The 26,334-nt window shown below is 49.3% G+C and carries 24 protein-coding genes; 9 read left to right on the forward strand and 15 right to left on the reverse strand.

The genetic code is table 11. The annotated features are described in order from the left end of the window. Nucleotides 1-116: 116 nt before the first annotated feature. Both folE and MN202_RS01840 read right to left on the reverse strand, forming a co-directional pair. The gene (gene folE / locus MN202_RS01835) at nucleotides 117-761 is read right to left on the reverse strand and encodes a GTP cyclohydrolase I FolE (protein WP_335734378.1); all 645 of its coding nucleotides are present in this window, start codon (nucleotides 759-761) and stop codon (nucleotides 117-119) included. Nucleotides 762-887: 126 nt separating this feature from the next. Then, complete coding sequence (locus MN202_RS01840; RefSeq protein ID WP_008220211.1) at nucleotides 888-1,241, reverse strand: DUF2750 domain-containing protein; 354 nt, start codon at nucleotides 1,239-1,241, stop codon at nucleotides 888-890. Between the two features lie 158 nt (nucleotides 1,242-1,399). Here MN202_RS01840 and ettA point away from each other — a divergent pair, with 158 nt between their 5' ends. After that, nucleotides 1,400-3,061, forward strand: coding sequence for an energy-dependent translational throttle protein EttA (gene ettA / locus MN202_RS01845; protein ID WP_335734379.1), 1,662 nt, complete (start codon nucleotides 1,400-1,402; stop codon nucleotides 3,059-3,061). Nucleotides 3,062-3,094: 33 nt separating this feature from the next. Here the strand turns inward: ettA and MN202_RS01850 are convergent, their stop codons facing one another. Further along, entirely contained in the window at nucleotides 3,095-3,811 is a 717-nt protein-coding gene (locus MN202_RS01850) for a substrate-binding periplasmic protein (RefSeq protein WP_335734380.1), read from the reverse strand. A 293-nt stretch (nucleotides 3,812-4,104) separates the two neighbouring features. Here MN202_RS01850 and MN202_RS01855 point away from each other — a divergent pair, with 293 nt between their 5' ends. Further along, nucleotides 4,105-4,392 (forward strand): hypothetical protein, encoded by a 288-nt coding sequence (locus MN202_RS01855; protein ID WP_335734381.1) that lies wholly within the window; start codon nucleotides 4,105-4,107, stop codon nucleotides 4,390-4,392. Nucleotides 4,393-4,457: 65 nt separating this feature from the next. Here the strand turns inward: MN202_RS01855 and MN202_RS01860 are convergent, their stop codons facing one another. Both MN202_RS01860 and MN202_RS01865 read right to left on the reverse strand, forming a co-directional pair. Beyond that, complete coding sequence (locus MN202_RS01860) at nucleotides 4,458-4,811, reverse strand: VOC family protein (protein WP_335734382.1); 354 nt, start codon at nucleotides 4,809-4,811, stop codon at nucleotides 4,458-4,460. Nucleotides 4,812-4,939: 128 nt separating this feature from the next. Further along, the gene (locus MN202_RS01865) at nucleotides 4,940-5,092 is read right to left on the reverse strand and encodes a hypothetical protein (RefSeq protein WP_335734383.1); all 153 of its coding nucleotides are present in this window, start codon (nucleotides 5,090-5,092) and stop codon (nucleotides 4,940-4,942) included. A gap of 431 nt (nucleotides 5,093-5,523) precedes the next feature. On the opposite strand from MN202_RS01865, the gene MN202_RS01870 reads away from it, so the two are divergent. After that, nucleotides 5,524-5,895, forward strand: a complete 372-nt coding sequence (locus MN202_RS01870) for a DUF6746 family protein (protein WP_335734384.1) — start codon at nucleotides 5,524-5,526, stop codon at nucleotides 5,893-5,895. 72 nt (nucleotides 5,896-5,967) lie between these two features. On the opposite strand, the gene MN202_RS01875 is transcribed toward MN202_RS01870, so the two are convergent. After that, complete coding sequence (locus tag MN202_RS01875; protein ID WP_335734385.1) at nucleotides 5,968-7,164, reverse strand: amino acid aminotransferase; 1,197 nt, start codon at nucleotides 7,162-7,164, stop codon at nucleotides 5,968-5,970. Nucleotides 7,165-7,203: 39 nt separating this feature from the next. Further along, on the reverse strand, nucleotides 7,204-7,914 hold the full coding sequence (locus MN202_RS01880; protein WP_335734386.1) for a GAF domain-containing protein: 711 nt from the start codon (nucleotides 7,912-7,914) through the stop codon (nucleotides 7,204-7,206). Between the two features lie 148 nt (nucleotides 7,915-8,062). On the opposite strand from MN202_RS01880, the gene MN202_RS01885 reads away from it, so the two are divergent. Continuing rightward, nucleotides 8,063-8,473 carry a translation initiation factor gene (locus MN202_RS01885; RefSeq protein WP_418333792.1) on the forward strand — a complete coding sequence of 137 codons (411 nt, stop codon included), beginning with the start codon at nucleotides 8,063-8,065 and terminating at the stop codon, nucleotides 8,471-8,473. Between the two features lie 39 nt (nucleotides 8,474-8,512). On the opposite strand, the gene MN202_RS01890 is transcribed toward MN202_RS01885, so the two are convergent. The 4 genes from MN202_RS01890 to MN202_RS01905 form a co-directional block, all read right to left on the reverse strand. Further along, on the reverse strand, nucleotides 8,513-10,192 hold the full coding sequence (locus MN202_RS01890; RefSeq protein ID WP_335734387.1) for a M28 family metallopeptidase: 1,680 nt from the start codon (nucleotides 10,190-10,192) through the stop codon (nucleotides 8,513-8,515). A gap of 66 nt (nucleotides 10,193-10,258) precedes the next feature. Further along, nucleotides 10,259-11,560: an amidohydrolase family protein gene (locus tag MN202_RS01895; protein WP_335734388.1), complete on the reverse strand. Its 1,302-nt coding sequence runs from the start codon at nucleotides 11,558-11,560 to the stop codon at nucleotides 10,259-10,261. An 11-nt stretch (nucleotides 11,561-11,571) separates the two neighbouring features. Continuing rightward, the gene (locus MN202_RS01900; protein ID WP_335734389.1) at nucleotides 11,572-14,697 is read right to left on the reverse strand and encodes an amidohydrolase family protein; all 3,126 of its coding nucleotides are present in this window, start codon (nucleotides 14,695-14,697) and stop codon (nucleotides 11,572-11,574) included. 14 nt (nucleotides 14,698-14,711) lie between these two features. Beyond that, nucleotides 14,712-17,675, reverse strand: a complete 2,964-nt coding sequence (locus MN202_RS01905; RefSeq protein ID WP_335734390.1) for a bifunctional diguanylate cyclase/phosphodiesterase — start codon at nucleotides 17,673-17,675, stop codon at nucleotides 14,712-14,714. A gap of 109 nt (nucleotides 17,676-17,784) precedes the next feature. Here MN202_RS01905 and MN202_RS01910 point away from each other — a divergent pair, with 109 nt between their 5' ends. Further along, a complete protein-coding gene (locus MN202_RS01910) occupies nucleotides 17,785-18,237 on the forward strand; it encodes a c-type cytochrome (RefSeq protein ID WP_335734391.1) in 453 nt (150 codons plus the stop codon). 34 nt (nucleotides 18,238-18,271) lie between these two features. On the opposite strand, the gene MN202_RS01915 is transcribed toward MN202_RS01910, so the two are convergent. Next, on the reverse strand, nucleotides 18,272-18,919 hold the full coding sequence (locus MN202_RS01915) for a cytochrome b/b6 domain-containing protein (RefSeq protein ID WP_335734392.1): 648 nt from the start codon (nucleotides 18,917-18,919) through the stop codon (nucleotides 18,272-18,274). A 55-nt stretch (nucleotides 18,920-18,974) separates the two neighbouring features. Between MN202_RS01915 and MN202_RS01920 the strand changes: the two genes are divergently transcribed. Continuing rightward, the gene (locus tag MN202_RS01920; RefSeq protein ID WP_335734393.1) at nucleotides 18,975-21,320 is read left to right on the forward strand and encodes a penicillin acylase family protein; all 2,346 of its coding nucleotides are present in this window, start codon (nucleotides 18,975-18,977) and stop codon (nucleotides 21,318-21,320) included. Between the two features lie 178 nt (nucleotides 21,321-21,498). Next, nucleotides 21,499-22,653, forward strand: coding sequence for a chorismate mutase (locus tag MN202_RS01925; protein WP_335734394.1), 1,155 nt, complete (start codon nucleotides 21,499-21,501; stop codon nucleotides 22,651-22,653). A 28-nt stretch (nucleotides 22,654-22,681) separates the two neighbouring features. Here MN202_RS01925 and MN202_RS01930 read toward each other — a convergent pair whose 3' ends face one another. After that, the gene (locus MN202_RS01930) at nucleotides 22,682-23,107 is read right to left on the reverse strand and encodes a potassium channel family protein (RefSeq protein ID WP_335734395.1); all 426 of its coding nucleotides are present in this window, start codon (nucleotides 23,105-23,107) and stop codon (nucleotides 22,682-22,684) included. 49 nt (nucleotides 23,108-23,156) lie between these two features. After that, nucleotides 23,157-25,013: a GGDEF domain-containing protein gene (locus MN202_RS01935; RefSeq protein ID WP_335734396.1), complete on the reverse strand. Its 1,857-nt coding sequence runs from the start codon at nucleotides 25,011-25,013 to the stop codon at nucleotides 23,157-23,159. Between the two features lie 259 nt (nucleotides 25,014-25,272). On the opposite strand from MN202_RS01935, the gene MN202_RS01940 reads away from it, so the two are divergent. Both MN202_RS01940 and MN202_RS01945 read left to right on the forward strand, forming a co-directional pair. Next, nucleotides 25,273-25,518 (forward strand): type II toxin-antitoxin system CcdA family antitoxin, encoded by a 246-nt coding sequence (locus MN202_RS01940; RefSeq protein ID WP_335734397.1) that lies wholly within the window; start codon nucleotides 25,273-25,275, stop codon nucleotides 25,516-25,518. Continuing rightward, a complete protein-coding gene (locus MN202_RS01945) occupies nucleotides 25,518-25,835 on the forward strand; it encodes a CcdB family protein (protein ID WP_335734398.1) in 318 nt (105 codons plus the stop codon). Before MN202_RS01940 ends, MN202_RS01945 begins: the two co-directional genes overlap by 1 nt. Before the next feature lie 71 nt (nucleotides 25,836-25,906). On the opposite strand, the gene gloA2 is transcribed toward MN202_RS01945, so the two are convergent. Then, on the reverse strand, nucleotides 25,907-26,302 hold the full coding sequence (gene gloA2, locus MN202_RS01950) for an SMU1112c/YaeR family gloxylase I-like metalloprotein (RefSeq protein WP_335734399.1): 396 nt from the start codon (nucleotides 26,300-26,302) through the stop codon (nucleotides 25,907-25,909). Between the last annotated feature and the right edge of the window lie 32 nt (nucleotides 26,303-26,334).

The following is a 26,334-nucleotide window of genomic DNA, read 5'->3' on the forward strand; positions in this document are numbered from 1 at the left end:
TAACTGGCTGTACCAGTGCTGCTAGGTTAAGTTAAATTTCTGAAAAAGGCTGGAGTAACAGCAGGCGTTACAGCAATTAAAAAAGGCGCCTGCAGGCGCCTAAAAAATACTATCAGTTAGTAGCGGGCAAGAAACTCAGCCCGGGTACGGGCATCATCTTTAAAAATGCCGCCCAACGCCGTAGTTTGGGTTTTCGAGTTAACATCCATGACACCGCGTGATTTAACGCAATAATGCACGGCTTCCATGGTTACGGCTACATTACTGGTTTGCAGCAAGGTTTGTAGGGCAATCAGGATCTGTTGCGTCAAGCGCTCCTGTACTTGTGGCCGCTGGGCAAAAAACCGCACGATACGGTTTATTTTTGACAAACCGATAATGCGTTTTTCCGGAATATAGGCCACCATCGCACTGCCATCTATCGTAACAAAGTGATGCTCGCAGGTGCTGGTAAAGCTAATATCCTTTACCTTAACCATCTCTTTTACCTGCATTTTATTGTCAATCAGTGCAATTTTTGGAAAGTTGGCGTAGTTTAAACCACCAAATATTTCATCGACATACATTTTAGCAATACGATGTGGTGTTTCGCTTAAACTGTCATCAGTTAAATCCAGCCCCAGTGTGCTCACTACCTGAGTCATCAAGGCGTTGATTTTTTCGTACTTCTGATCACGCGATAAGCCATTGTCGCGCATAGGCGTTTCCAGCCCCTGCGCTTCCAACGCACTGCGTACCAACATTGCTTCTTCTGCTAACATAACTCAATCCAGACCGGCGTGAAAAACCATTATACGAAGTGTCAAAGCCGATAGTTTACGGGGAAAGTCTTATTTTTGCCATTTTTGTGTAACCTTGCCGGCCAGCGACAAAGTTACACGGCTGAATTATTGCACCAAAGACAGCGCTTCAAGTAGTTCACGCGGTTCTACTTCCGGGCCGTTTAAACTTTCATCCCAGTTAGTACCAATTAACACGCCATCGTCATACATTTCTTTTAACCAGCCCTCGCAGAATACATCCAGTGGAATGGCTTCAGGTTTGTAAACTGCCCACTCGTCAGAACAATGCGCTTTTGCAGAAGCTTCGTCAGACCAGAATGGCATAACATCGGTGTCTTCAAATTCTACTGATTCCACCACCAGCAAATCTTCACCGTCGGCCAGCACGTATACCACACCATGGGTTTTAGCTTCTTCGACAAAACGCTGAAAACTTGGATCTTGCGCAAACTGACTCATATTAATTTCCACCTGGCTAAAATATTGCCTGCTATTAGACCAGAAAGCAGGACGCAAAAGCGAGTTTTATCTTGTCAAAGCCGCTGCGCCTTTCCCTGCGGCAAAAAAATAACGTACAATTTGCCGCACAGTTTCAGCTAACGAGACCAGACAACATCATGGCGCAATATATTTATTCAATGTACCGCGTGTCTAAGGTGGTTCCACCTAAGCGCACAATTTTAAAAGACATTTCTCTGTCGTTTTTCCCGGGCGCCAAAATTGGTGTACTCGGTTTGAACGGTTCCGGTAAATCAACCCTACTGCGTATAATGGCCGGTGTTGATAAAGAGTTTGAAGGGGAAGCTCGGGCCCTGGCGGGAACCAAAATTGGTTACCTGCCTCAGGAGCCTCAGCTGGATACCAATAAAACTGTTAAAGAAGTCGTGGAAGAGGCCGTTGCCGATGTTAAACAAGCTTTTGCCCGTTTAGATGAAGTGTATGCTGCCTATGCTGAAGAAAATGCTGACTTTGACGCCTTAGCACGTGAACAAGGCGAACTCGAAGCTCTGATCCAGGCGAAAGACGGTCATAACCTGGAAAATACGCTGGAGCGCGCCGCCGACTCGCTGCGCCTGCCGCCCTGGGATGCCAAAATTGAACACTTATCCGGTGGTGAACGTCGTCGTGTGGCAATTTGCCGACTGGTATTAGAACGCCCGGATATGTTACTACTTGATGAACCAACCAACCACCTGGATGCAGAATCTGTTGCCTGGTTGGAGCGCTTTCTGCACGACTACCCGGGCACGGTAGTAGCGATTACACACGACCGTTACTTCCTCGATAATGTTGCAGGTTGGATCCTCGAGCTGGACCGTGGCGAAGGTATTCCATGGGAAGGCAACTACTCGTCCTGGCTGGAACAAAAGGATGCCCGTTTGCAGCAGGAAGAGAAAACTGAAAATGCCCGGCAGCGCTCTATCAAGCAGGAATTGGAGTGGGTGCGCACTAACCCCAAAGGCCGTCATGCCAAGAGCAAAGCACGGATGGCACGCTTTGAAGAGCTGCAAAGTCAGGAATTCCAAAAACGTAACGAGACTAACGAGCTGTTTATTCCGCCTGGACCACGCCTGGGTGATAAAGTGCTGGAAGTTAGTCATTTGCGCAAAACTTTTGGCGACCGTTTATTAATTGACGATCTGAGCTTTAGCATTCCTAAAGGTGCTATCGTCGGCATTATCGGCCCCAACGGTGCCGGTAAATCAACCCTGTTTAAAATGATCAGCGGTAGTGAACAAGCCGACTCCGGTGAAATCAGTGTTGGCGATACCGTACAACTGGCCAGTGTCGATCAGTTCCGCGACAGCATGAATCCAAAAAATACCGTGTGGCAGGAAATTTCCAACGGTCAGGATATGCTGCAAATCGGCAACTTCCAGATCCCAAGCCGCGCTTACGTTGGCCGCTTTAACTTTAAAGGCAACGATCAACAGAAATTTATCGGCGAGTTATCCGGCGGTGAGCGCAACCGTGTGCATTTAGCTGCACTGCTCAAAGCGGGCGGCAATATGCTGTTACTGGATGAACCAACCAATGATTTGGACGTTGAAACTCTGCGGGCACTGGAAAACGCTATATTAGATTTCCCGGGCTGCGCTATGGTGATATCGCATGACCGCTGGTTTCTTGACCGCATAGCCACCCATATTCTGGATTACCGCGACGAAGGTAAGGTTAACTTCTTTGAAGGCAACTATTCGGACTATGAAACCTGGCTTAAAGCCACTTATGGCGCTGAAGCGTTACAGCCGCACCGCATTAAATACAAAAAAATCTAACCGGTAAAAACGCCCGCAAATGCGGGCGTTTTGTTAAGGTTTGGCAGTATAGCCAGATTGCATCAGCTGCTGATAAAACGCCGTTTTTGCAATCACCGCATGGGCCTGCTGCAATCGCCGAACTAATTCTGGCGCGGTTTGCCGGCTGGCGGCAAGCCAGGTGTGTTGTGCCAGCTCAGGTATAGCGTAAACAAAGCGCACCTGCTCGGTAGATATCGCCAGCAGCCTGGCCATTTCCGTTAACGCCACCGGATCATCAATCACTAAATCGACTTTACCATGCAGCAATAGCTGCCAGGATTCGATAATATCAGCCGCGATTATTAGCTCAGTCCCTACTTCAAAGCCCTGCTGCTGCAAAAAAATAGCCGATAAATCATCCCGCTGAATAGCGATGCTATAACGCCTGGCATCGTCCAATGTGTTAACGGCAATATCCTGTCGGTGTGCTAACGCAACAAAACCCAAATTATAGGACGCGACAGTGCCAATCCAGTGAAACTGATTTTCACGCTCTGCAGTGCGTGCCATATTGTAAATCAGCATATTGGCGTGGCTACTGGCAAGACGAAATGCCCTGGCCCACGGAAAAATCTCAATTTGGGCACTGAGGCCCGCTTCGTGCAAAATCTGTTGGACTAAGGTGGTGCTTAAGCCTGCTACTTCGCCATTTACCAGGGTTTGGTGCGGTGGTGATAATTCCGTTACTACCCGCAGCGGCTGCGACGCCCAGAGCGGTTGACTAATCAAGCACAGAACGAACAACCAGCAGCAGTGAGATCTTCGCATAGTGTATCAACATCAGTATGTAATCTGGTTTATCTGTACCTTACTGTAATTCAGCCTACCAGCGCTACTGTTTTGACTAAATGTTGGTCAAAGTGGCTAAACCAATACTATTCAGCCATTAGATAATTTAGCCATGCCGCCGCCAAAAATAAATTTAAAACTATATTATTCAATTAGTTATTAAATATTTTAATTATGGCATGCGAATTGAATTAGCAATAGTGTAAACAACACTAACCCGAAAGGAAAACACCATGAAAACTCTGACTAAACTGACCCTTGCTACACTATTTGCTGTTTCTGTTGCCGCTCCTGCCAGTGCAAATACCCTGACTGAATCGCTGAGTGAAGTAGTCAGCAACCAATTAACTGACATTAGTCAAAGCATCAAACTGCAGGCTAAACAGCAATTGGAAAACACCATCAGTGAATTATTTTTTAACCTTGGTAGCGAGCAAGCCGAGCAGGCAGTACAAAATACCACAGCGCCTGCTATCTCGGCAGCTACGGTAACTGACGACGCCAGTCAGTCACAGCAATAAGGCCGGCCCTATGCAGTGTAACGCGGTGACGCTTATGCAACAGATCTGCAATAAGCGTCTGCCCGCTACTGCTCTGACCAAACCGCCAGCTCATTGCCGTGCGGATCGGCAAAATGAAAACGACGACCACCGGGAAAATTAAACGCCGGTTTTACAATCACTCCACCAGCCGCCTCAATATTAGTTTGTGTTTGTAGCAAATCTTTGCTGTACAACACGACCAGTCCTGCACCGTCAGCGGTAACTGAGCATTTGCTGCTACGATAAAAACCACCATCCAATCCAGAATTAGCAAAAGCCACATAGTCGGGCCCATAGTCTGCAAATACCCAACCAAACACCTGGCTATAAAATTGCTTAATTGCTTTAAGATCACTGGCCGGCAATTCAATGTAATTAATTTTTTCCTGTCCGCTCATCGCTTTACCCCTGGCTATTGCACCGCTAAGGCTACTCTACTGCATGCCACTTAAGGCGACAAGTAACAGAAAAAGAAAAGCCACGCGGGTTGGGGACGCGTGGCTTTTCCGGGTTAAAACCGTTAAGTTTATTTCATTCTGCCCATTTGCGCTGTGTTCAGTGCCTGGCCCATTAGCGCCAGCAACCGGTTTAAGCGACGAATGAGTAAAGCACGGCCAATAGTACTGTTACGTCTGGCAACAGTAGCTTGTTTATTTACAGCAGAATTTAATGTCGTCATACGTCACCTCGTCATTACAGCTTGCTTAGATGCTGAGCATTATGCCGACTTTTTACACAACGCACGAACGAGATTAATTACCACCAAAGCATTAGTATTTCTAATCTTTAATTTTAAAACATTCATCTTACATTCAAACAAATGTTATCTGCCCAAAGTACTACTCACTGGCAAAACCTTATGATATATGCAGATAAAATAGTATTTTATGCAGTTAAACATTAGATAAAATTAGTTAACCATAACAAATATGCCAGCCTGGCAGACTTTAGCCTGTATTTTTTTTGCTTAGTTATTCTAATCAAAAAGCCGATAGAAATGCAGCAGCATCAAGATAATGCGAAAAACGGCTGTTATTTGGCTATAGGCGAGTATCCGCTTCTGTGTTAAATTAGTTGCGAAACGTTCTCATTTGTATTTTTGGAGTCAATATGAAACAACTGTTAACTGCGATAGGTGTTGGTTATGTGCTATTTGCCTCGGCTGTGTTGCACGCAGATGAGCGGCCGGATCACTATAAAGGCAAGCCAGCTGAAACCCTTGAGCAGGCGGTAGCAAATTTCAGTGAATATAACCGCAAGCTACAAACATTACTGGCGGCAGAGTTAACACCGCTGGCAATGGTAGAAATACATGAGCTTACTTACAGCATCGAAGTAGCGCTGGAAAAAATTCACAGCGAAACCGCCAAGCTAAAAGATACACTGGAAGAGGTGCATGTTGCCTCTGAACATATGGACACCGCTACGGCAAAGGCGCGTGGCGATGCTTATATCAAGGCTGCACAAACGCTGGTTAAGTAACACTGTTGTCGGTGTCAGAAAACAAAAAAACCGCAGCGAACTGCGGTTTTTTTACAGTGCAGCTAAGTCAGCTTAAGCTTTCAGTACTGTTGCGACAGATTTGGCAAAATAATCTATATTGCTGTGATTTAAACCGGCAATGCTCACCCGGCTGGAATCCACCATATAAATACTAAAATCGTTACGTAAACGGCCAATTTGTTCTTTGTTGATGCCTAAAAAGCTGAACATACCATGCTGACGGGTAATAAAACTAAAATCCTGCTGCACGCCCTGGGCAGCCAGTTTATCGATAATCAACTGACGGTAGCTGTTAATACGGTTACGCATTTCAGCCAACTCTTCATGCCATAAGGCTGTAAGCTCTTTGCTATCAAGAATATTAGCTACAATAATGGCGCCATGCGCCGGCGGCATTGAATAGATGCTGCGTACTACACTTAACAGGTTTACTCTGGCCACGTCAGCCACTTTGCTGTCAACTGCAACAATAGACACCGCTCCAATACGCTCCCGGTATAAGCCAAAGTTTTTTGAACAGGAGCTGCACAGGATCATCTCATCAACGTGATCTGCCAGGTGGCGTAAACCTTTAGCGTCTTCGTCTAAACCCGAGCCAAAGCCCTGATACGCCATATCAACCAGTGGCGTAAAACCACGCTCTTTCGCCACGGCAGTAAAACGCTGCCACTGAGCAAAGGTTAAATCCATACCACTGGGGTTATGGCAGCAGGCATGCACCAACACCACGTCACCGGCCGGCACGGTGGCCAGATCAGCAAACATGCCGTCTTCATTCAGGCCTTTAGTGTCGTAATCGTAGTAGCGGTATTCTTTTACGTTCAGGCCGGCGGCTTTAAACAATGAAATATGGTTTGCCCAGGTTGGGCTGGTTACCCAAATAGTGGCATTGGGGTTAGCTTTTTTAATAAACTCTGCCGCAACGCGCAATGCGCCGGTGCCACCAGGGGTGTGCGCTGTGGTCACCCGGTTAGCCAGTAAAACCTGGTGGCCAACACCAAACGCCAGCTTTTCAATATGGCCGTTAAAACTTAAATCACCGGCCATGCCGATATAAGTTTTGCTGTCTTCCTGCTTCAGGCGCAGCGCCTCGGCTTGTTTTACGCATTTCAGTACCGCCGTGTGGCCCTGCTCGTCTTTGTATACGCCAACACCAAGGTCGACTTTATTCGGGTTCGGGTCTTCTTTGTACGCTGCCATTAAACCTAAAATCGGATCGGTGGCCACCGGTTGTAACTGAGCAAACATAATGTTCTACCTGAGTTAAAGTTGCATGAAAGGCTGTGCTTAAGGCAAATAGGCCGGTACAGTTAAACATACCGCCACCAGCAATGCCATGGCATCTGCAGTAAACACGTTTTTATTAAAATCTTCGGCATCGACAATGCCGGCTATTTTGCCTGATTGGTCAAACAGAGGCAAACAGGCTTCGGCCTGCACTTTAGGATCGCAAGTGTAATACTCGCCGCCGCTGTCCAAATAAGCAGTTACGTCATTAATTACCCTGGCTTTGCCCGTTAATCCAACAGTGCTGTTATTACTGATTTTGGCAAATTCACTGTTAAGCGGAAATTCGGCCCGCGAAGCTGCGCCATAATAGGCCAGCTTGACTAAAACTGCCTCTGCGTCAGTATTAGTACGCGCCTGATAAACACCAAACCAGTCCAGCCCGGAGTGTTCACGGTAAAATGCCGCTATATTGCCAAGTGCTTGTAGCGCAACCTGATTATGCTCAGTTTGGCCACCCAGAATAGCAGTTAAATCATAAGGTTCGTCAGCCAGCTGGCCAAACAGCGAACAGGCACCGCCCTCGCCCAGTTCCGGCACCTGGTACTGCCACTGCACTTGTACAGAGCTGGCCTGCTGCAAAAATTGCTGCAAGTTAAGTTGGTACTGTTGCACCTTTTCAACAAAAGCGGTCTCAGTAACAGCGCCAAGCTGCTGAGTTAAGCCAGCACGGGTAATATAGTCGGATACAGAAACATCAGCCTGCGACATTATAGCCATCCAGATTTCTATAATTTGACAAGCATTTTACCAGAAGCGATTAAAAAGCCAAGCCAACACCGTACAAGTTAAGGAAATTGTTGCTGCCACTGCCGCGGATGTTTAAGCTGACACTATTGTAAAGCAACAGACCCAATTTATGGCAGGCAATAAAATTTCATTGGCCGACTGGCAAGCGCAACTTAAACCGCAAGGCAGCACTCCCGCTGCCAAACCGGCAATAACAGACGACAACAATCTGGTGTACAGCACCGACGGCGGAAAAGTAAACGCTAAGCCTGCAGCCAAAGCAGTGGCGGAAGCATTTGCTGATGGCGCAGTGCGGATAAGACGCGAAACCAAAGGCCGTGGCGGCAAAGCGGTACTGACCATCAATGGTATTGCTAAACCACATGATGAACTGGTGCTGTTAGCAGCGAAATTAAAAAAGAAATGTGCCTGTGGTGGCGCGGTAAAAGACGGTGTGATTGAAATTCAGGGTGATAAGCGCGAGCTGGTCGAGCAGTTATTGCAAGCTGAGGGCTTTAAAACCAAATGGGCCGGCGGTTAATAACAAGCAGGGCGCCTATGGCGCCCTGCTTGTTATTATTTACTTTTCGGTTTCACGGTTATATGGCTGGCCAAAAACGCGGCTAAAAAAGCTGTCTTTTAGCCAGTATGGCCGCTGCTCAGTGTTAGCCACATCCAGGGCAATATTAAAGTTAATATCGGCAAATACCGCACCTGCGTCGTAACGGATAGCGCCGTAATCTTTAATTAAACTTGGAATATCATCCGACGGCTTATGGTAATGCTTGGCAAAAAAGCTGGCCCAGACTTTACCACCATCCTGATCCGGCAATTGAGATTTAAAACCGGTCATTAAAAACACCGCCGGTACACCTTTTTTCACCAGCGTGTAGTGATCGGAACGGGTAAAAATCGCCTGCTCCGGCATAGGATCAGCACTTAATGCAATCCCTTCTTTGGCGGCAGCTTGTTGCACCACAGCGCCAAGTGAGGAGTGATTGGCGCCAAACGCGATCATGTCGGCAAACGGATACAATAATACCGGCATATCCAGGTTTACATTGGCCACCAACTTTTCAATAGGCCGGGTAGGATTGTTTGCAAAATAGTCGGCACCGAGCAGACCTTTTTCTTCCCCGGTTACCACCACAAATAAGATAGAACGTTTCGGTTTCTCCGGCAGCTGAGCAAATAATCGCGCAGTTTCCAGCAGTATCGCTACGCCTGCGGCGTTATCCATAGCGCCATTGTTAATTTTATCGTCGCTACGGACATCGTTGCTGTATCCAATATGATCAGAGTGCGCAGTGACCACAACATACTCGTCTTTCAGTACTGGATCAGAACCTTGCAAAACCGCGATCACATTAGGGCTGGAAATATCTTCATGGCTGCTATTACGGCTTAAGGTTGCCGATACGCCAAGTTCAAAGCCGGCAGGGTTTTGCTGTTTGTCCTGTTGGGCAAAAATATCAGCCAGCGAACTGGGCGCGTTAGCAAATAAAGCCGCTGCTGCATCGTAATGCACATAAGCACCGGCTTTTAAATTCGGATAGCTGTCGGCCGGAGTGCCGCTAGCATCTAACCATTCCATTGACGGCGTCGTTAAATACAGCAAGCTGCTGGCGTAAGGCCGCACTTTTTCCTGTTTCGGCGTATGCACGGTAATAATGCCTACGGCGCCGCGTTCTGCCGCCAGACGGGTTTTCAGGCTACTTAAATGCGCCGCTTCTTCACTTGGCAGGCTGTCTGGCCGGCCGGTTAACAGCACGACAATTTTGCCTGCCACATCGAGGTTAGCATAATCATCCAGGCCAAATTCTTTTGATACCAGACCATAACCGGCGAATACCAGAGGCGCCGTTACCTCAGTTTGGGCAAACTGCAGGCTGGGGCCGGTAAAAAAGGCCTTGGGATAGGCTAAGTCGGTACTGCTACCATTTACATGCAACGTAAACCTGGCGCTGTCTTGCGCTAAGCGGGCTTTACGCAAAGGTACCCGCTGCAAATAGCTACCGTTATCACCGGCCGGTTGCAGGCCTAATGCCTGCAGCTGTGTGGCAATATACAAGGAGGCTATTTCATGCTCGTTACTGCCGGTGTCACGACCGGCCAATGCGTCAGCAGCTAAAAACTGCATATGAGCCTCTATTGCCTGAGCATTAGCAGCAGAAACAGTGTTAGCTGTTTGCGGTGTGGTACTGGCACAACCGACGATAAGGCTACATGCCAGAGCGCCGGCAAATACGTTTTTTTTCATGAGTTTTCCTTAAAAACAGCAGTGCCAGCACTAAGCTGGCACTGACATTAAGGCAACAGATTACGCTTAGTTTATCCGCTGCTGATATTTATCGTGTAACTGCTTGTGGCGGTTATTTAAATCAACCGCACGGCCGTCAATCCACAAATGAGTGACCTTGTGCCCCAGATAGTCGAAGATATCGCCTTCTGACACCACCAGGCTGGCGGCTTTACCCACTTCTATGCTGCCTATTTTATCGGCAACACCGGCAATTTGCGCGGCATTAATGGTAACAGAACGTAACGCCTGCTCTGGCGTTAAACCAAAACTGATGGCCTGGCCGGCGGCAAATACCAGATTACGAGTATCCCAGTAACCATCCAGCGACAACGCGTACTGTACACCGGCATCCTGCAGGGTTTTCGGCACCACAAAAGCCTGACTGTAGTTTTCATCGGTGCGACTTGGCAAGCCATAAGGTGCGGTGTAAATAACGGCAACCTTAGCCGCGGCCAGCTCACCGGCCAAGCGCCAGCTGTCACGCCCACCAACGATGGTCAGCTGCAAACCGTACTCTTTGGCCAGTAACATCGCCTGACGTATTTGTCGCTCATCATTAGCATGTACAAACAGCGGCCGTTTGCCGTCAAATACCGCCAGCATTTCATGCCAGCGTGAATCTACTCCGTGGTTTAAACCTGCTTTTTCTGCGTCATAGTAAGCTTTAGCGTCTTTAAAATGCTGCTGCAGTTTTTCCAGTTGTTTCAGGTTAGCTTTACGCACCTCGTCTGCAGGTTTCGGGTTCCAGCGCGAGCCCAGGGTACTGGCATTAGGCCAGCGTACATGCAGCCCTGTACCGTCGGCGACCAGCGCATCCTGATAGTTCCAGGCATCCAGCTGCATTAAACTCGACTGCCCCATCAACATGCTACCTGACGGATACACCATGCTGTAGGCAAAACCGTTACTACGGATAGTTGGTATCACTTCAGAGTCGGCGTTGTATGCGAGTCTGGCTTTAATGTCAGGGTTAGTTTGCGTCACCTCGGTTGAATCGTCGGTAGAGCGTACTGCCTCTATTTCAATTAAACCCAACTGATTAGCCAGCGCGATCAACCCCGGATACAGATGTTTGCCATCCAGTGCCAGCACTGTGGCGCCCTCAGGGGCAGTTAAATCCTTACCGACGGCGGCAATTTTACCGTCCACGATCAATACATCACTGTCGGCTTTAACCCCGTCAGTTACCGTGTGCACCGTCAGGCCGGTTAACAACAACGGCGTAGTCTGGGTCTTACCCGGCACCATATCGTGTGCCAGTGCAGTCGTGCTGATGCCAGCGGCTAAGGCAGCCACCAGGCTTAAACAGGTTTTGCTAAATTTCATCCGGCTGCTCCTTAGTGGCTATGGTTATGATTGTGCTTAAGACCATGAATATGGCTACCGATTTGCCACCAGTCGCCCTGATCTTCACAGTGCCACTCGGGTTCATCCTGCTTGTAAGCGTCTTTATCACCAGCCTTGGCTTTATCGCCGGCAGTTAGCACTTTTTGGATCAGTGCCGCTTTTTCGGTTGCCAGTTGCTGCTGCAGTTGCTTGTCAGTATTGATATCAAAGTATTTGCCACCGGCAATCCAGGTTTGTTGTGCCTGGCTGTATACCGATAGCGGATGAGTGTTCCACAGCACGAAATCGGCTTGCTTACCGGCTTTAATTGAACCGGTAACGCCGTCAATTTTCAGCTGCATTGCCGGGTTTATCGTCACCATCTTTAAAGCGTCATGCTCGCTCATACCACAGTACATCACTGACTTGGCCGCTTCCTGATTCAGCCGGCGTTGTAAACCTGCATCATCTGAATTAATACTGACGTTAACGCCCTGCTGTGCCATCAGACAGGCGTTAGTCGGGATAGCGTCCTGCACTTCCATTTTGTATGCCCACCAGTCAGCAAAAGTAGAAGCACTGGCACCATGCGCGGCCATTTCTTTGGCGGTTTTGTAACCTTCCAGAATATGGGTAAAGGTGGTAATGCTAAAGCCCATCTCATCGGCTAATTCTATGAGCATCAAAATTTCAGACGCTACATAAGAGTGCGTATGAATAAAGCGCTGCTTATCGAGAATTTCCACTAAAGCCTCTAAGCGGTAGTCGATGCGTGGCGCGGCAACCTGCTCGCGTTGGCGTTTGGACAATTTATTGTAAGCTGCCAGCTTGGCTTTATATTCTTTTGCTGCGACAAACGCATCACGAATGGTGGTTTCAACACCTATACGGGTTTGCGGATAGCGTTCCGTAAAGGCGTCGCCCCAGTTTGACTGTTTAACATTTTCGCCCAGCGCAAACTTAATACTCGGTGGTGCCGCCTGCATTTTCAGCCCTTGTGCATTTTCGCCCCAGCGAAACTGAATAACCTGTGCCTGGCCACCAATAGGGTTAGCACTGCCGTGCAATAACTGCGCTGTTGTCGTACCGCCCGCTAAACCACGGTACAAGTTGATGTCTTCCGGATTTAACACATCACCGATACGCACTTCTGAGGTTACCGCATCAGTGCCTTCGTTGACACCGGCCTCAATCGCTACGTGCGAATGTTCATCTATCATGCCAGGCGTCAGGTGCATACCGCTGGCATCAATTACAGTAAAACCGGCTGGCGTACTGAGATTTTTGCCAATTTTATCAAACTTACCGTCACGCACTATGACGTCGGTATTTTGCAATACACCAGCGTCTTCCGCCGTCCACACAGTGGCATTTTTAATATGTACATTTTGCTGTTTAACTAAAGCGGGCAAGCCATAAGCACGGTTAGGAAAGGTTAACTGCGATATTAAACTGCTGTCGGCTTTTGCCTCTTCAGCCGGCTTATTGCTTTCTGTCGCGCTGAGCTGACGCTGTGCGCTAACAGTTTCTGTCGCGCCGCCCTGTTGCCACTTGCCGGTTAAGCGGTTATCCAGTAATTGGCCGCTAAACTGGGCAACCTGCTTATCACCGGTTAGCTCAGCCAGATTAAGGTTAAACTGTAGCTGTTGTTGCTGGTGCTGCAGATGCTCAAGCTTAACTGCTTTGGCGTCAGTGGCTGCGGCCAACAATACTGCACTGCCGCTAAGTTTACCGGCTTCATCGGTTAAAGTAACTTTCAGTACTATGCCAGCTACAGCCAGCTGATACTCGCCGGCAAACTCAACCGGTGCCACGGCTTTAATGCTGTGCTGCTGACCACGTATCCAGGTAGCGACAATTTCACCGTCAGTAAATACATCACCGCTGGCCAGCACTAAATCGGCCTGATAACCGGGCGCGATCTTACCCAGTTTGTCGGCCACACCTGCAATAGACGCCGGCACTGTGGTTAGCGCGGCAAGTGCAGTGTCAGCAGGCAAGCCATGCTCTACCGCTTTGCGTAAGTTAGGCCAGAAATCCTTTTTTTCTTTCAGTTTAAACGTTGTCAGCGCAAAGGGTACCCCGGCTTTGGCTAATGCTGCCGCGTTAGCTGGCGCCCGCTCCCAGTGACGTAACTCAGCCAGATTGACATCCAGTTGGTCGGCCAGCTGTTCAACGGCCGGAGCCGCCGGAAAGTTTAGCGGTAAAATCAACTTGCGTTGCATTGCTTTTACTTCATCCAGGCGCACATATTCGTAACCCGAGCCCACCATAACTGCGTTTGCTATACCAAACTCATTGAGCAACTGGTGAGCACGTAGCAAGGAGCGATCATCTGCCGTTTCGAAAATAGCGCCTTGCGCTTTAATATTTACCAGGCTTTGCAATGCTGCATTAAATTCGATTGGCTGATTAAAATACCGAACATCGGTTTTACCATACGCCTGGCTGTACCAATTGGCATCGCTTAGCGTCTGACGAACCAGCGCCATGCTCCCCATTAACGAAGACGGGTAGCTTTGCTTCGATGAGCCTTTGTTAAACGCCATAAATTGCGGGCCGGCAGCATTTAGCACTAAGTCGTTGGGCAAACCTTCGGTTAGCGCACTCACAAAAGCCTGACCGCGGAAGATACCGTCAAATCTGGCCGACTGCGCCGCGGTAAAACCTAAATTGCGCAGCTCTTCAGCCAGTTTGGCATCGGGTTTAAACTGGTTTACCCACACTTGCTGCGCATGGATAGCACCGTTACTGGCGTTGCCACCTTTGCGGTCATTTTTATATTGCGGTGCATCGCGGTAACTGCCGGGTTTTGCCGGCGACGCAGCGTCAATGCCATATTGGGTATAAGGATCTATAAAGCCCGGATACAGGGTATAATGGCTGGCATCAATTTGTTGGTAGCCAGCGGGCACTGTGACTTTAACCCCCACAGCACTGATACGGCCATCGGCAATTAAAACAGTGGCATTTTGCAGTTTTTTACCCGGTTCGGTATAAACGGTGGCGCCGGTTAACGCAATAAAGTTTGGGGTTTTATCAATAATCCCCTGCAGCGGGGAAGTTTGATCGGCGTGGCTGCTCACACTAAGCGTCAGCAAGGCTGTGCTTAGCAACGACAAGCGGGCTTGGGTCATAACATGTTCCTGGATTAACTATTAATATTGTAGCTCAGGCGGCTTAGCTCCTGTTCGGCCAATGGCACGCTGAAGTAATAGCCCTGAACCTGATAGCAAGCATTGTTTTTTAGAAATTCGACCTGTTCAGCAGTCTCTACCCCTTCGGCCACGACACGCAGGTTCATCTTTTGCGCCATGGCAATAATTGCAGCAACTATATCCATGTCGTTGCGATCATCCGGGATATCTTTAACAAATGAACGGTCTATTTTCAGCTCGTCTACCGGAAAACGCTTTAAATAACTAAGCGACGAATAGCCTGTACCAAAGTCGTCAATAGATAAAGCGACACCGAGGCGCTTTAACTGATTTAACTGACTAATAGCCGCATCAGTGTCGCCCATCAGCATGCTCTCGGTAATTTCAAAAATGATATTAGCCGGGTTAGCGCCGGTACGTTGCAAAATACGCTCGACTATTTCCGGCAGATTGTCATCGCGGAACTGACGCACTGACAGGTTAATTGACACGGTCACATTGTGACCGCGCGCTTGCTGGCGTGATAAAAACCGGCACGCTTCCCAAATGATCCATTCCCCTATTTGCACAATAAGGCCGGTACTTTCTGCCACGCCGATAAAACGCAGTGGTGGTATCAAAGTATTATCAGGCCTGAGCCAGCGCAGCAGGGTTTCGTAACCAACAATACTGTTATCGCGCAGGTCTATTTTAGGCTGGTAATACAGCAAAAACTGATGATCGCGGATCGCCTCGCGCAATTGGTTTTCAATCAGCAGGCGCTCGTTTGCCGCTTCATTTAAATCCGGACTGAAAAAATGGAAGGTATTTTTACCGCGCGCCTTGGCTTCGTACATGGCCAAATCGGCATGTTTAAGTAACAGTTCTTCTTCGGCCGCATCTTCCGGCGCCACGGTAATACCGATACTGGCGCTAATCGACACCTCGTGATTGCCCAGTTTTACCGGTGCAGCAAAGGCTTGTTGCAGATTTGCCGCTATGTTTGATGCCTGCGCCCTGTCATTTATGCCACTTAAAATGACCGCAAACTCATCACCACCCAGCCGGGCTATAGTGTCTTCTTCGCGCAGGCGGCTGGTCAGGCGGCGCGACACTTCTTTTAATAATTCATCACCGGCATCATGCCCCAGCGTATCGTTAATACGCTTAAACTCATCTAAATCAAAATATAACAGCGCAAAGCTGTAATAACCACGATGTGACATTGCGATGGCTTTACGTAGCTGATCGCGAAAATAGCTGCGGTTTGCTAAACCGGTTAACACATCGTAATAGGCCAGTTGCTCCATTTTTTTCTGGCTTTGCTTGATAAACGAAATGTCCTGCATGGCACAAACATAGTTGGTGATATCACCTTTATCATCGCGGATCGGCGCTATCGCCAGCGACACCCACAACTGGCGGTCCTGATGTTGCAGCAACATATCGCCACGCCAGTGCTGACGTTCAGTCAGGGTTTGTTCTATCACTTCTGCCACATGAAACATTTCTTGCGCAAACAGATTATGCAGAGGTTGCTGTTGCAGCTGGGCGGCGCTGCTGCCCATCATTTCAATCAGAAAAGGATTGGTATATTCAATATTAAGCTGGGCATCGGTAAGTACGATGCCAGAACTGGAAAACGACACGGCTTTACTCAGCTTACGCGCCGATCGCTCGGCCTGCTCTTTTTCCTCAATACGGGCATTAAGCCCTGCCACCAGCTCGGAAATTTCACCCGACATCCGGCCAAACGCCTGATTTAACCTGCCTATTTCATCGGCGTTGTTGTCAAGCAATGCCGGTTCCAGATCGCCACGCGACAGCCGCGGAATAGCTGCCGACAAACGGTTTAACCGTTTTAGGATCAGATGATAAACCACCAGCTGCAACAGTAGCGCTATCAATACGGCTACGGCGACAAAGCTTAGCACCAGCTTGTAGCGAAAACTGACCAGCGACGCCATGATATTGCTATTGTTCGTATAAACGCCAACCTGCCAGTCCAGCCGCTCTACCGCTGCCGACGCGACTAACAGGCTGTCTAAACGCCGGCTATCCGGTTTCCGATTGTCGGTTGCGGCAGTCACCTGACGGATATACTGCTCCAGCTCAGGCTGATTTAAACTCGCGCCCTGAAAACGGGTATTCATTGCCAACGGCTGGCCAGCTGCTGGCGCTTGCGGTTTAAGTACAGTCCCGGTGGCATCAAACAGAAACATTTTGCTCTGATAGTTGTTGTCGGCTAACTCCGGTAAGGTGTCCAGAATATCGCTTAATACATAATCGCTGCCCGTTACACCAACAAACTGGTCATTGATATACAAAGGGATAATCAGACTGGTCATCCATTTCTGCCAGATACTGTCATAATACACCGGCGTCCAACGCGGTTGTCGGGCGGGATTTTGCTCCGGCGTCGCCAGCTGATAAAAAATGTCTGCACTAAAATCGTGCTGGCTGTCGACCTGCATAGCCCAGTCGCCAGGTGCAATACGAATAAAATGCTCTGTAGAAATAAAGTAGAAGTTAAAAAAATCCTGTAACAACAGCGGAGACAATTGCTGCCATAGCACGCCAGTGCGCTCAAACAAAGCCGCCGTGCGTTTGTTGTAGCGCTGTGCATTAACAAAGGCCGCCGAATAATCATCCTGCATTCTAACGCTGTTATCCGGATTAACCGGCAGGCGCAAGGCTGCCTGCAATTCCTGCCGGGCCAGAGCCCGCATTACAATTTGATTGGCAGCAATAGCTTTTTGTTCTTTATGTAAAAATGTATCACTTAACACTTTGGCATTGTGTGTGGCTTGCTGACGTAAAAATTGCTGCTGCTGGGCAAACACTATGTCTTGCTGCTGCCAGATCACCAGATAACCCACCGCCATACCGGCAAACACAATAGCGAGGAATACTACCAGGGCAAACTTGCGGCCAAGTGAATCTATTTTAGTGGGTCTGTTAAAAATGACGTCTTTCACCTGCTCTGCCTGTTATAAGAAAACGCTTAGTTATTGGCAAGATACCGCATTCTGTTAAGATACCGCCCTGTCATTATTGCATGTAAATTCAGCAAAAGAGAACGCCACAATGAAAAAACCCTTAATTAGCGCCATCCTATTGTCTTTGATGTCGTCGTCAGCCTACGCTGGCAGTGCCTTTACCGATGCTAAAGACAGTGTCGACTATCGCCAGGCGGCATTTCAGTTAATCCGTCACAATATGGCTGATATCGGCGATATGTTAAAAGGTGAAGTTAATTACGACGCCAGCCGTGTTACTCAGCGCGCTACTGCGCTGGCAACACTGACAACCTTGCCATGGCAAGCCTTCGCCGTACCGGGCACTGAACAAGGCGGTGGTGATGCCAAAGCTGAGATCTGGCAAAACCTGCAGGACTTCAACAGCCGTGGCGATAAACTGGCACAAGATGCATTGGCATTAAAAGCCGCTGCCGACAGCGGTGAACAAGCAGAAGTACGCAAAGCCTTTGGCGCTTTTGCCCGCAACTGTAAAGCCTGCCACGACGACTACAAAAACTGATTTTTATTGGCACTGTGTTGTTAATGGTGCTGTGCTATAGCAGCGCCATTAACTTACTGCCCTGCCAGTAGTACAGCAGCACTAACAACGCAATAAATACCAGAAAAAACCAGCCGCTGTGCCGCATTTTTACCGCTTGCTGCGCCGTTTTATCCTTACCGGTAAAAAGCGCCGTCAACACATTATGCACCCGAAAGCTGTGCCACAATGCCGCGACAACATGCACCGCTATAGCTGCCAGCAAAATGTTGATATTTATTTTGTGAATATCTGACGCCAGCTCTACCCAATTGGCCGGCAGCAAGGCAACCAGCGGGCCGTCACTCATATAGCTGTTATCAAACGTCGCCAGCCCGGTGAGTAATTGCAGTAATACCAATGTAATCAACAGTATGATCATATAAAACGAGGCCGGATTATGGCCGGTGACGGCATAAGGCTTACGCAAATAACGCAATGCCGCTGTTGGTGTTGCCGCAAAACGGGAAAACTTTGCGCTGTCACTGCCGGCAAATCCCCAAACAATACGCGCAACAACTAATGCCAGCAACGTATAGGCCAGCAATTGGTGCTGTGCCGTTAACCCTTCCTCGCCGGTGTACCACAGGCCCGCAATCAACAGTAGCTGGCTCCAGTGAAAAAACCGTACGGCCAGGTCCCACACCTTTACTTTTTGTGACATTGAGCTTTGTCTCCGTTATGCTAAGTTTTTGATTTTATAACAGAGAAGCAAAAAGATGAATTGGTGGAAATGGATAATCGGCGTAACAGCCGCCCTGGCAGCTCTGGCTGCTGCAAGCCTTTATACCGTTTTATTTCTGAGTTTGCCGCAATACGACGGCGAACAAATCTCATCGATCGGCAGTACCGCCAGACTGGAACGTGACGCCACCGGTTACCTGAGCATTCATGCTGCCAACCGCAACGATGCCGCCTATGCACTGGGTTTTGCCCATGCACAGGAACGGTTTTTCCAGATGGATTTACTACGCCGTAATGCCGCCGGCGAATTATCCGCCCTGTTTGGCGAGCGTGCCCTGAAGGCAGACCGGGATTTACGCCAACACCGCTTTCGTGCCAGAGCCCAACAGGCACTGAGTTTGTTAAGCAAGCCAGAGCGCCAGCTGCTTATTGATTATCGCCGCGGCGTAAACGAAGGGCTGAGCGCGCTTAGCTTAAAACCCTTTGAATACTTGCTGCTACAGCAGACGCCAGCACCATGGCAGGATGAGGATGCCTTTTTGGTCATCTACTCAATGTATCTGGACCTGCAAGGTAAACTGGGGCGGGATGACTATGCCATGACCATACTGCATAAGGCTGTGCCAGCGCCGTGGTATGCCTTCTTGCAACAGCATTCTGATAGCTGGCAGGCCGCACTGGATGGCAGCATAGAGCCGGTTGTGGCAATTCCAGATCTGCCCTACCCGGCACTGCTGCGCGACAGCAGCCTGGCCTGTACCAATTGCCAGTTGCATGATGCCGCCGACATTGGCAGCAATAACTTTGCGGTTGCCGGCAATTTAACCGCTCATGGCAGTGCCATTCTGGCCGACGATATGCATCTGAGCATCCGAGTGCCAGGTACCTGGTACAAAGCCCAGCTAAACTGGCGTGAAAATGGCAAAATCCGCACTGTCACCGGCCTGACTCTGCCCGGTGCTCCTGCGGTAGTAGCAGGTTCCAATGGCAACATTGCCTGGGGCTTTACCAACAGTACAGCTGACTGGCACGATTTAGTATCACTGCAATTATCGGAAGACGGTAAGCGCTACCTGACGCCAGACGGTTGGCAGGCGCTGCAATACCATTACGAAACGATTAAAGTAGCAGGACAACCAGATCAGACACTGAAATTGACAGAGACCATCTGGGGGCCGCTGGTAAAGTTTGGCGACAGCCCGGCTTATGCACTGCGTTGGGTAGCCTATGATGACGTGGCAGTAAACTTTAAGCTGATGCAATTAGAGCAGGCTAACTCTGTCCAACAGGCCTTAGCAATAGCCCCCAACGCCGGTATACCAGTACAGAATTTGCTTGTTGCAGACAGCCTGGGCCAGATTGGCTGGAGCCTGATGGGACCGGTGCCGCAGCGGCAACTGACAGATTTTGATATTGCCCAGGACTGGAGTAACGGCGAGCAGCGCTGGCTGGGTTATGTCAGCGCCGGCCAACAACCACAATTAACCGGTGCCGAACGTTTATGGACGGCGAATTCACGCATGATAGGCGGTGCAGCTTATCAGCTGATTGGCAATGGTGGTTATGATTTGGGCGCCCGTGGCTGGCAAATCAAACAAGGCTTAGACGCATTGCAACAGGCAGATGAGCAGGCACTGCACAGTATTCAGTTGGACAATCGTGCCCTTATGTTGCAACCCTGGCATCAGTTACTGCTCGATACGCTTAGCGCCGACATTGTGACACAGCATCAGCTACAGGCCTATCGCCAGCACCTGATTAACAGCAACCAGCAAGCTGCAATTGATGATACCGGCTACACGCTTGTACGCGCCTTCCGCCTGAAAGTACTTGAACTACAGTTCGCTCCGCTGTCATCCTTTTTGGAGCAACATGGCGCCCGCAGCCGGGATTTGAAATTTTCACTGGAAACGCCGTTCTGGGCGCTGTTAAAACAAGGTAGTCCCGACACTTTACCAGCCAATTATGCTAACTGGCAGGCATTGCTACTCGAGGCCATACTGCAAAGCAAGAGCGAACTGGAGCAGCAAAATGGTAACCTGAGTGCCAGCAACTGGGGCGCCGTTAATCAGGCCCATATCCAACACCCGCTGGCATCCGCTGTGCCACTGCTGGGCGGCTGGTTAAATATGCCGGCTACACCGTTAAATGGCGACAGCCATATGCCCAGAGTACAACGGCCCGGTTTTGGCCAGTCGCAGCGCATGGTAGTAGCACCAGGGCAGGAACATTTGGGCATTTTAACCATACCAGCGGGCCAATCCGGCCATCCGTTATCGCCATTTTACCGCGCTGATCATCAATACTGGCTCAACGAAGTGGCATTACCGTTTTTGCCGGGTGGGAAAAAATATCAACTGCTGCTGACACCGCAGGGTTGACTTTAGCCATCCGGACGGATTATGTTAGCAGCCATGAACACCGTATTTATCGCGCTCAGCTTTTTTAACTTTACCACCCCCAACGGGAGGCGGTGAGCTGCGCGCGCAGTAAAACCAGAAAACCTCCCTCACCGGGAGGTTTTTTTTTGCTTATTTTACCAATACAAAGAGAACTTACATGGAACTGGACGAAATACGCCACGCGATAAGCGATACCGACCAACAATTGCTGGCCCTGTTGGCAAAACGGCGGCAACTTGCACTGGCGGTAGCCGACGCTAAATTGGCACAGAACAAACCAATCCGCGATCAAAAACGCGAGCAGGAGCTGCTGGTGTCCCTCATCGGCCAGGGCAAACCGCTGGGGCTCGACGCCCAATATGTTACCCGGCTATACCATGTAATCATTGAAGACTCGGTATTACAGCAACAGGCTAAAATTCAGGGCCAGCTTAACGGCACCGACAGCCCGGCAGTGCGGGTAGCCTTTCTTGGCGGCCAGGGCTCGTACAGTTACTGGGCAACACAGAAATACTTCACCCGCCGCGCCGAGCGTATTATCGAGCAAGGCTGCGACAGTTTTAACGAGATAGTACAGGCGGTAGAAACCGGCCATGCTGATTATGCCCTGTTGCCGATTGAAAACACGTCGTCCGGCAGCATCAATGAGGTGTATGACATACTGCAGCATACACGGCTGTCTATTGTGGGCGAGCTAACCCATCCAATCGCCCATTGTCTGCTCGGCCTGCCAGGCACCGATTTAACGAAAATCCGTCAGGTGTGTGCGCATCCGCAGGTTATCGCCCAGTGCAGCCAATATCTGCAAGGCTTGTCGCAGGTAAAAATTGAGTATTGTGACAGCTCATCCGACGCCTTTAACCGCATTAAGCAGCAACAAGACCCGACAGTCGTTGCCATCGGCGGCGAAGAAGGCGGCCAGCTGTACGGCCTTGAAGTGCTAACCCGCGACTTAGCCAACCAGAAAGACAACGTCAGCCGCTTTATCGTCGTCGCCCGCAAGCCGGTAACCGTTGCCAAGGCCATACCGGCAAAAACCACCTTTATTATGTACACCGGCCAGCAACCGGGTGCGCTGGTAGACGCCTTGTTAGTGCTGAAACAGCATGGTATCAGTATGGGTAAGCTGGAATCACGGCCCATTAACGGCAACCCGTGGGAGGAGATGTTTTACGTTGACGTATTTGCTAACCTGAACGACTACGCCATGACACGCGCCTTAGAAGAACTGAACAAAATCACCAAATTTATTAAGGTATTAGGCTGCTATCCCAGTGAAGATATTGAGCCAACGCAGGTAACTGCCGGCTGATAATATAACACTAAGGGGCATGCGCCCCTTAGTGTGTTATCCAATAGCGCTGCATTTCAAAAAATAAAAAAGACGCCGACCAGGTAATTAACACCAGCCCGGTCAGCGATTCTATGCCGGTTAAATAGCGCAAATCGCCGATTGGCACTATGTCGCCAAAGCCTACGGTACTGAACACTGTAAAAGAGAAATACACGCAGTCCATCAGGCTACCGTTAAAATTACCGGTAAGCTCGCCCCAGCCTTCGGCTTTATGCATCAGATAATACGCCAGGGCAAACAGCCAGATTTCAACCGCATGGGCAACCAGCGCCCCAAATACGCCAAATACAATTTTATAACGATGTTTTATCTGTATTTTCGGGATAACTGCAGATAAGCGGAATAAAAACTCGTAGTGCACCAGCACCGCAGTGGCGACCACCAGGCAGTTAATCAAAAACACATAAAACATGTTATACCTCAGTCCGTGACAGCCTTAACCGGTAGCCCGTTTATTCAGATTAAAAAGGTTCAACAGACGTTAAGGCCTCAGCGAAACAGTAACGGTTACGCCCTTCTGCCTTAGCGCGGTAAAGCGCTTTGTCAGCTAGCATGACCAACTCTTCAACGCTTGTGTTTTCGCCTCTGAGTTCAACCACGCCGGCGCTAAACTGCAGCGGATAATCAGGCGCCAGCGTCAAGCGCACCTCTGCAGCAGCGCTACGCAAGCGCTCCAGTACTCTGGCAGCGGAATCTTGATCAATGCCCTGCAACACCAACAAAAACTCTTCGCCGCCCCAACGACCTAACAGATCCCCTGGGCGCAATACTGACTCCGCCACCCGGGCGAACTGTTGTAACGCTTCATCGCCAGCATCATGGCCGTATTGGTCATTACATGACTTGAACCGGTCCAGGTCTATCAAAGCAATACATAAATGTTGCTTTCTTGCCCGCGCATGTTCAAATGCCTCCTGCGCACGCGCCACTGTATAGCGACGGTTAGCCAGACCGGTTAGCGGGTCGGTAAACGCCATACTTCGGTAAAGGCGTCGATGCCTTACAAGTATCACGACGATGACGCACAGCAAAGCCAGCACGATCAAACCGGCTATAAACAGTATTCGGTTGCGCCGCTCTCTTTCTTCAGTCTGTTGGGTCTTGAGCTCAAGGTCCTGTTCTAATTGCTCAACCCGGAAACGGGATTGAAACAATCTATTACTGCGTGCTCTTCTGTTAATCTCATGACTGACCAATTCACGCAACGCAGTTTTGAAATCGTTCATCGCCTCTTTAGTGTTGCCAAGAGTCTCGTTAATTCGTCCCCTGGTGTCGTGAAAACGATAGCCCCAATAACCTACGTCCCAATCCGGCCAGTCTCGCAGCAATGTTGAAAGCTGCTCCATCGCGTCACCAGGGCGATTATCTGCCAACAACGTCGCTGCGTGATTAACAACGGTACTGTATACCGTAATATGACGAACATCTTTAAATTGCTGAAGGCTGGAGACACAATTTGTTAGCGCATCTTGCACCTGCCCCAACTGTTGAAATACGTCACAAAGCCCAGCTTCAGCATAGGCTACAGCAAATGAATTTTTTGCTAAACGTCCTGCTTCTATAGAGCGGAGAAATTGTTGCACAGAGTTTTGCATCGATTTCATATCCCGCTCACCAAGCCAGGAGATAGCCATCATATATAACTCGTTAGCAGCCATATCGTGCATTTCTTGCGATTCGAAGTAATGCAACGCTTCTTCGCTTAACATCCTGCCATAACTACTATCAGTTCTGACCACTATTTGGCCCAGAACAGACGCAGCCTCGGCACGCTGCCATGCAAGCAGTTCAGTATCGGCATTGCGATAAGCACGTGTAGCAAGCTGAAATGCTTCACCATTGAGTTCTACATGATCAGCCATCACAGAGGCAAGGCGGACTGCCAGGCACAACGTAGACGGTTGGTTATCAGGCAATTTGGCAATCTGATGCTTCACTGAATCCATTTCCTGTCGGGTAGACTCTGTCAAGTCTGCCCCATACAAGCGAGCAATCTGTAATTGCAGCAATGCCGGGTGGTCCGCCGGCAACGATTGCGCATCTTTTATTGCTTGCGGCAGCTCAGGCTTTTCCAGGCCAAGCATGCGTTTAGCCTGGGCTCTGGCGGCTTCGAGCCAGGCACGGCGCTCAACCGTCAGACTTAAGTCAGGATCCAATGCCAATTCTATCGCTTGCAAAGCCTGGTGTGGTTGACGACCTATATTCTTGGCTAACGCTTCTATTTCAGTATCGCCGCTGCCCAAACAGCTTGCAGATACCGGCATGCCAACAGACACCAGACAGACTGCGAGCACGAGCATTTTACTACATAAGATCATCCAGCCTCCCGTACTTCAGATTTTCTGCATCGGCCATTCTCACCTGTATCTAAGCGATTAGTTGAAATTACTCAATGCTGTATAGGAAGTGAGTACCAATCCTCTGACCAGTCTAGGCTAGTGTCTTAAAGTAAATCAAGAAGGTTGATTTTAGATACAACACCAAGTTAAGTGTTTGCAACCTGTTTTTATGCTACACATTTGCCTTTTACACCATAATGCGCATAAGCTATGCACATAGCAAAGTGAGAGAACCACGATGAGCCATGCATACAACACACTGGCGCCGAAAAAGCCGACCAATGTCAGCATTAACAGCGACTTACTGGAAAAAGCGCGCAGCTTGAATATCAACCTGTCGGCCACGTTGGAGCAAGCGCTAGCCGAGCAACTACGCAGCGCACAACGGGTAAGATGGCTAAACGAAAATAAAGACGCTATTGCAGCGTATAACCAGTTTGTTGAAACCCATGGCGCTTTCAGTGACAGCGTCAGGAAATTTTAATGGCGCAGTTTACCGCTTACGCTAATAGCAACCCCGTTACACAAAAGCAGTATCCGTACTTGCTGGATATTCAAAGCGACTTATTAAGCGAGTTAAAAACTACAGTAGTGATACCACTCTCCCCCGCCAAGCTCGTTGCCGCTATTAGCCTGAGCCGGCTTAACCCCAGATTGACACTAAACGGTGAACAGCTTATCGCCATGACACAGGATCTAGCCGGGATAGATCGCCGCCAGCTCGGCGCTATAGCAAGCGATTTATCCGCCTATCGCAGTGAGATTATTGCCGCACTGGATTTTGTTATTTCAGGTATTTAGCTGGACGTCATATCAATGCCTTCACAAATCACGGCACCGCAGGGGCGCATGTTTTTGCGTCCCTACAGCTATCAATGCTGATACAACTCTAACGGCAGGCCGTCGGGGTCTTGAAAAAAGGTAAAGGCTTTGCCGGTAAATTCGTCAATGCGAATGGGTTCTACTGCTACGCCCTGCGTCGTTAAGTAATCGGCAAATTCGGCGACGTTGCCTACCACAAATGCCAGATGACGCAGGCCTTGCGCTTCGGGTTGGCTCGGCCTTGGCGGTGGGTTGGGAAAGCTGAATAACTCGATTTGGTTACCGTTTGGCAGGGCTAAATCCAACTTCCAGGAGTCGCGCTCACGGCGGTAGTGTTCAGCGATAACCGTTAATCCCAACAACTCTGTGTAAAAGCGCTTTGAAGCGGCGTAATTACTGCAAATTATCGCCACATGATGAATAGCGTTAAGGATTGGACGAGTCATAAAAAAGGCCTGAAACATTCAGGCCCTTAGTT

It is taken from the genome of Rheinheimera muenzenbergensis (assembly GCF_036984005.1).
Classification (GTDB): Bacteria; Pseudomonadota; Gammaproteobacteria; order Enterobacterales; family Alteromonadaceae; genus Alishewanella; species Alishewanella muenzenbergensis.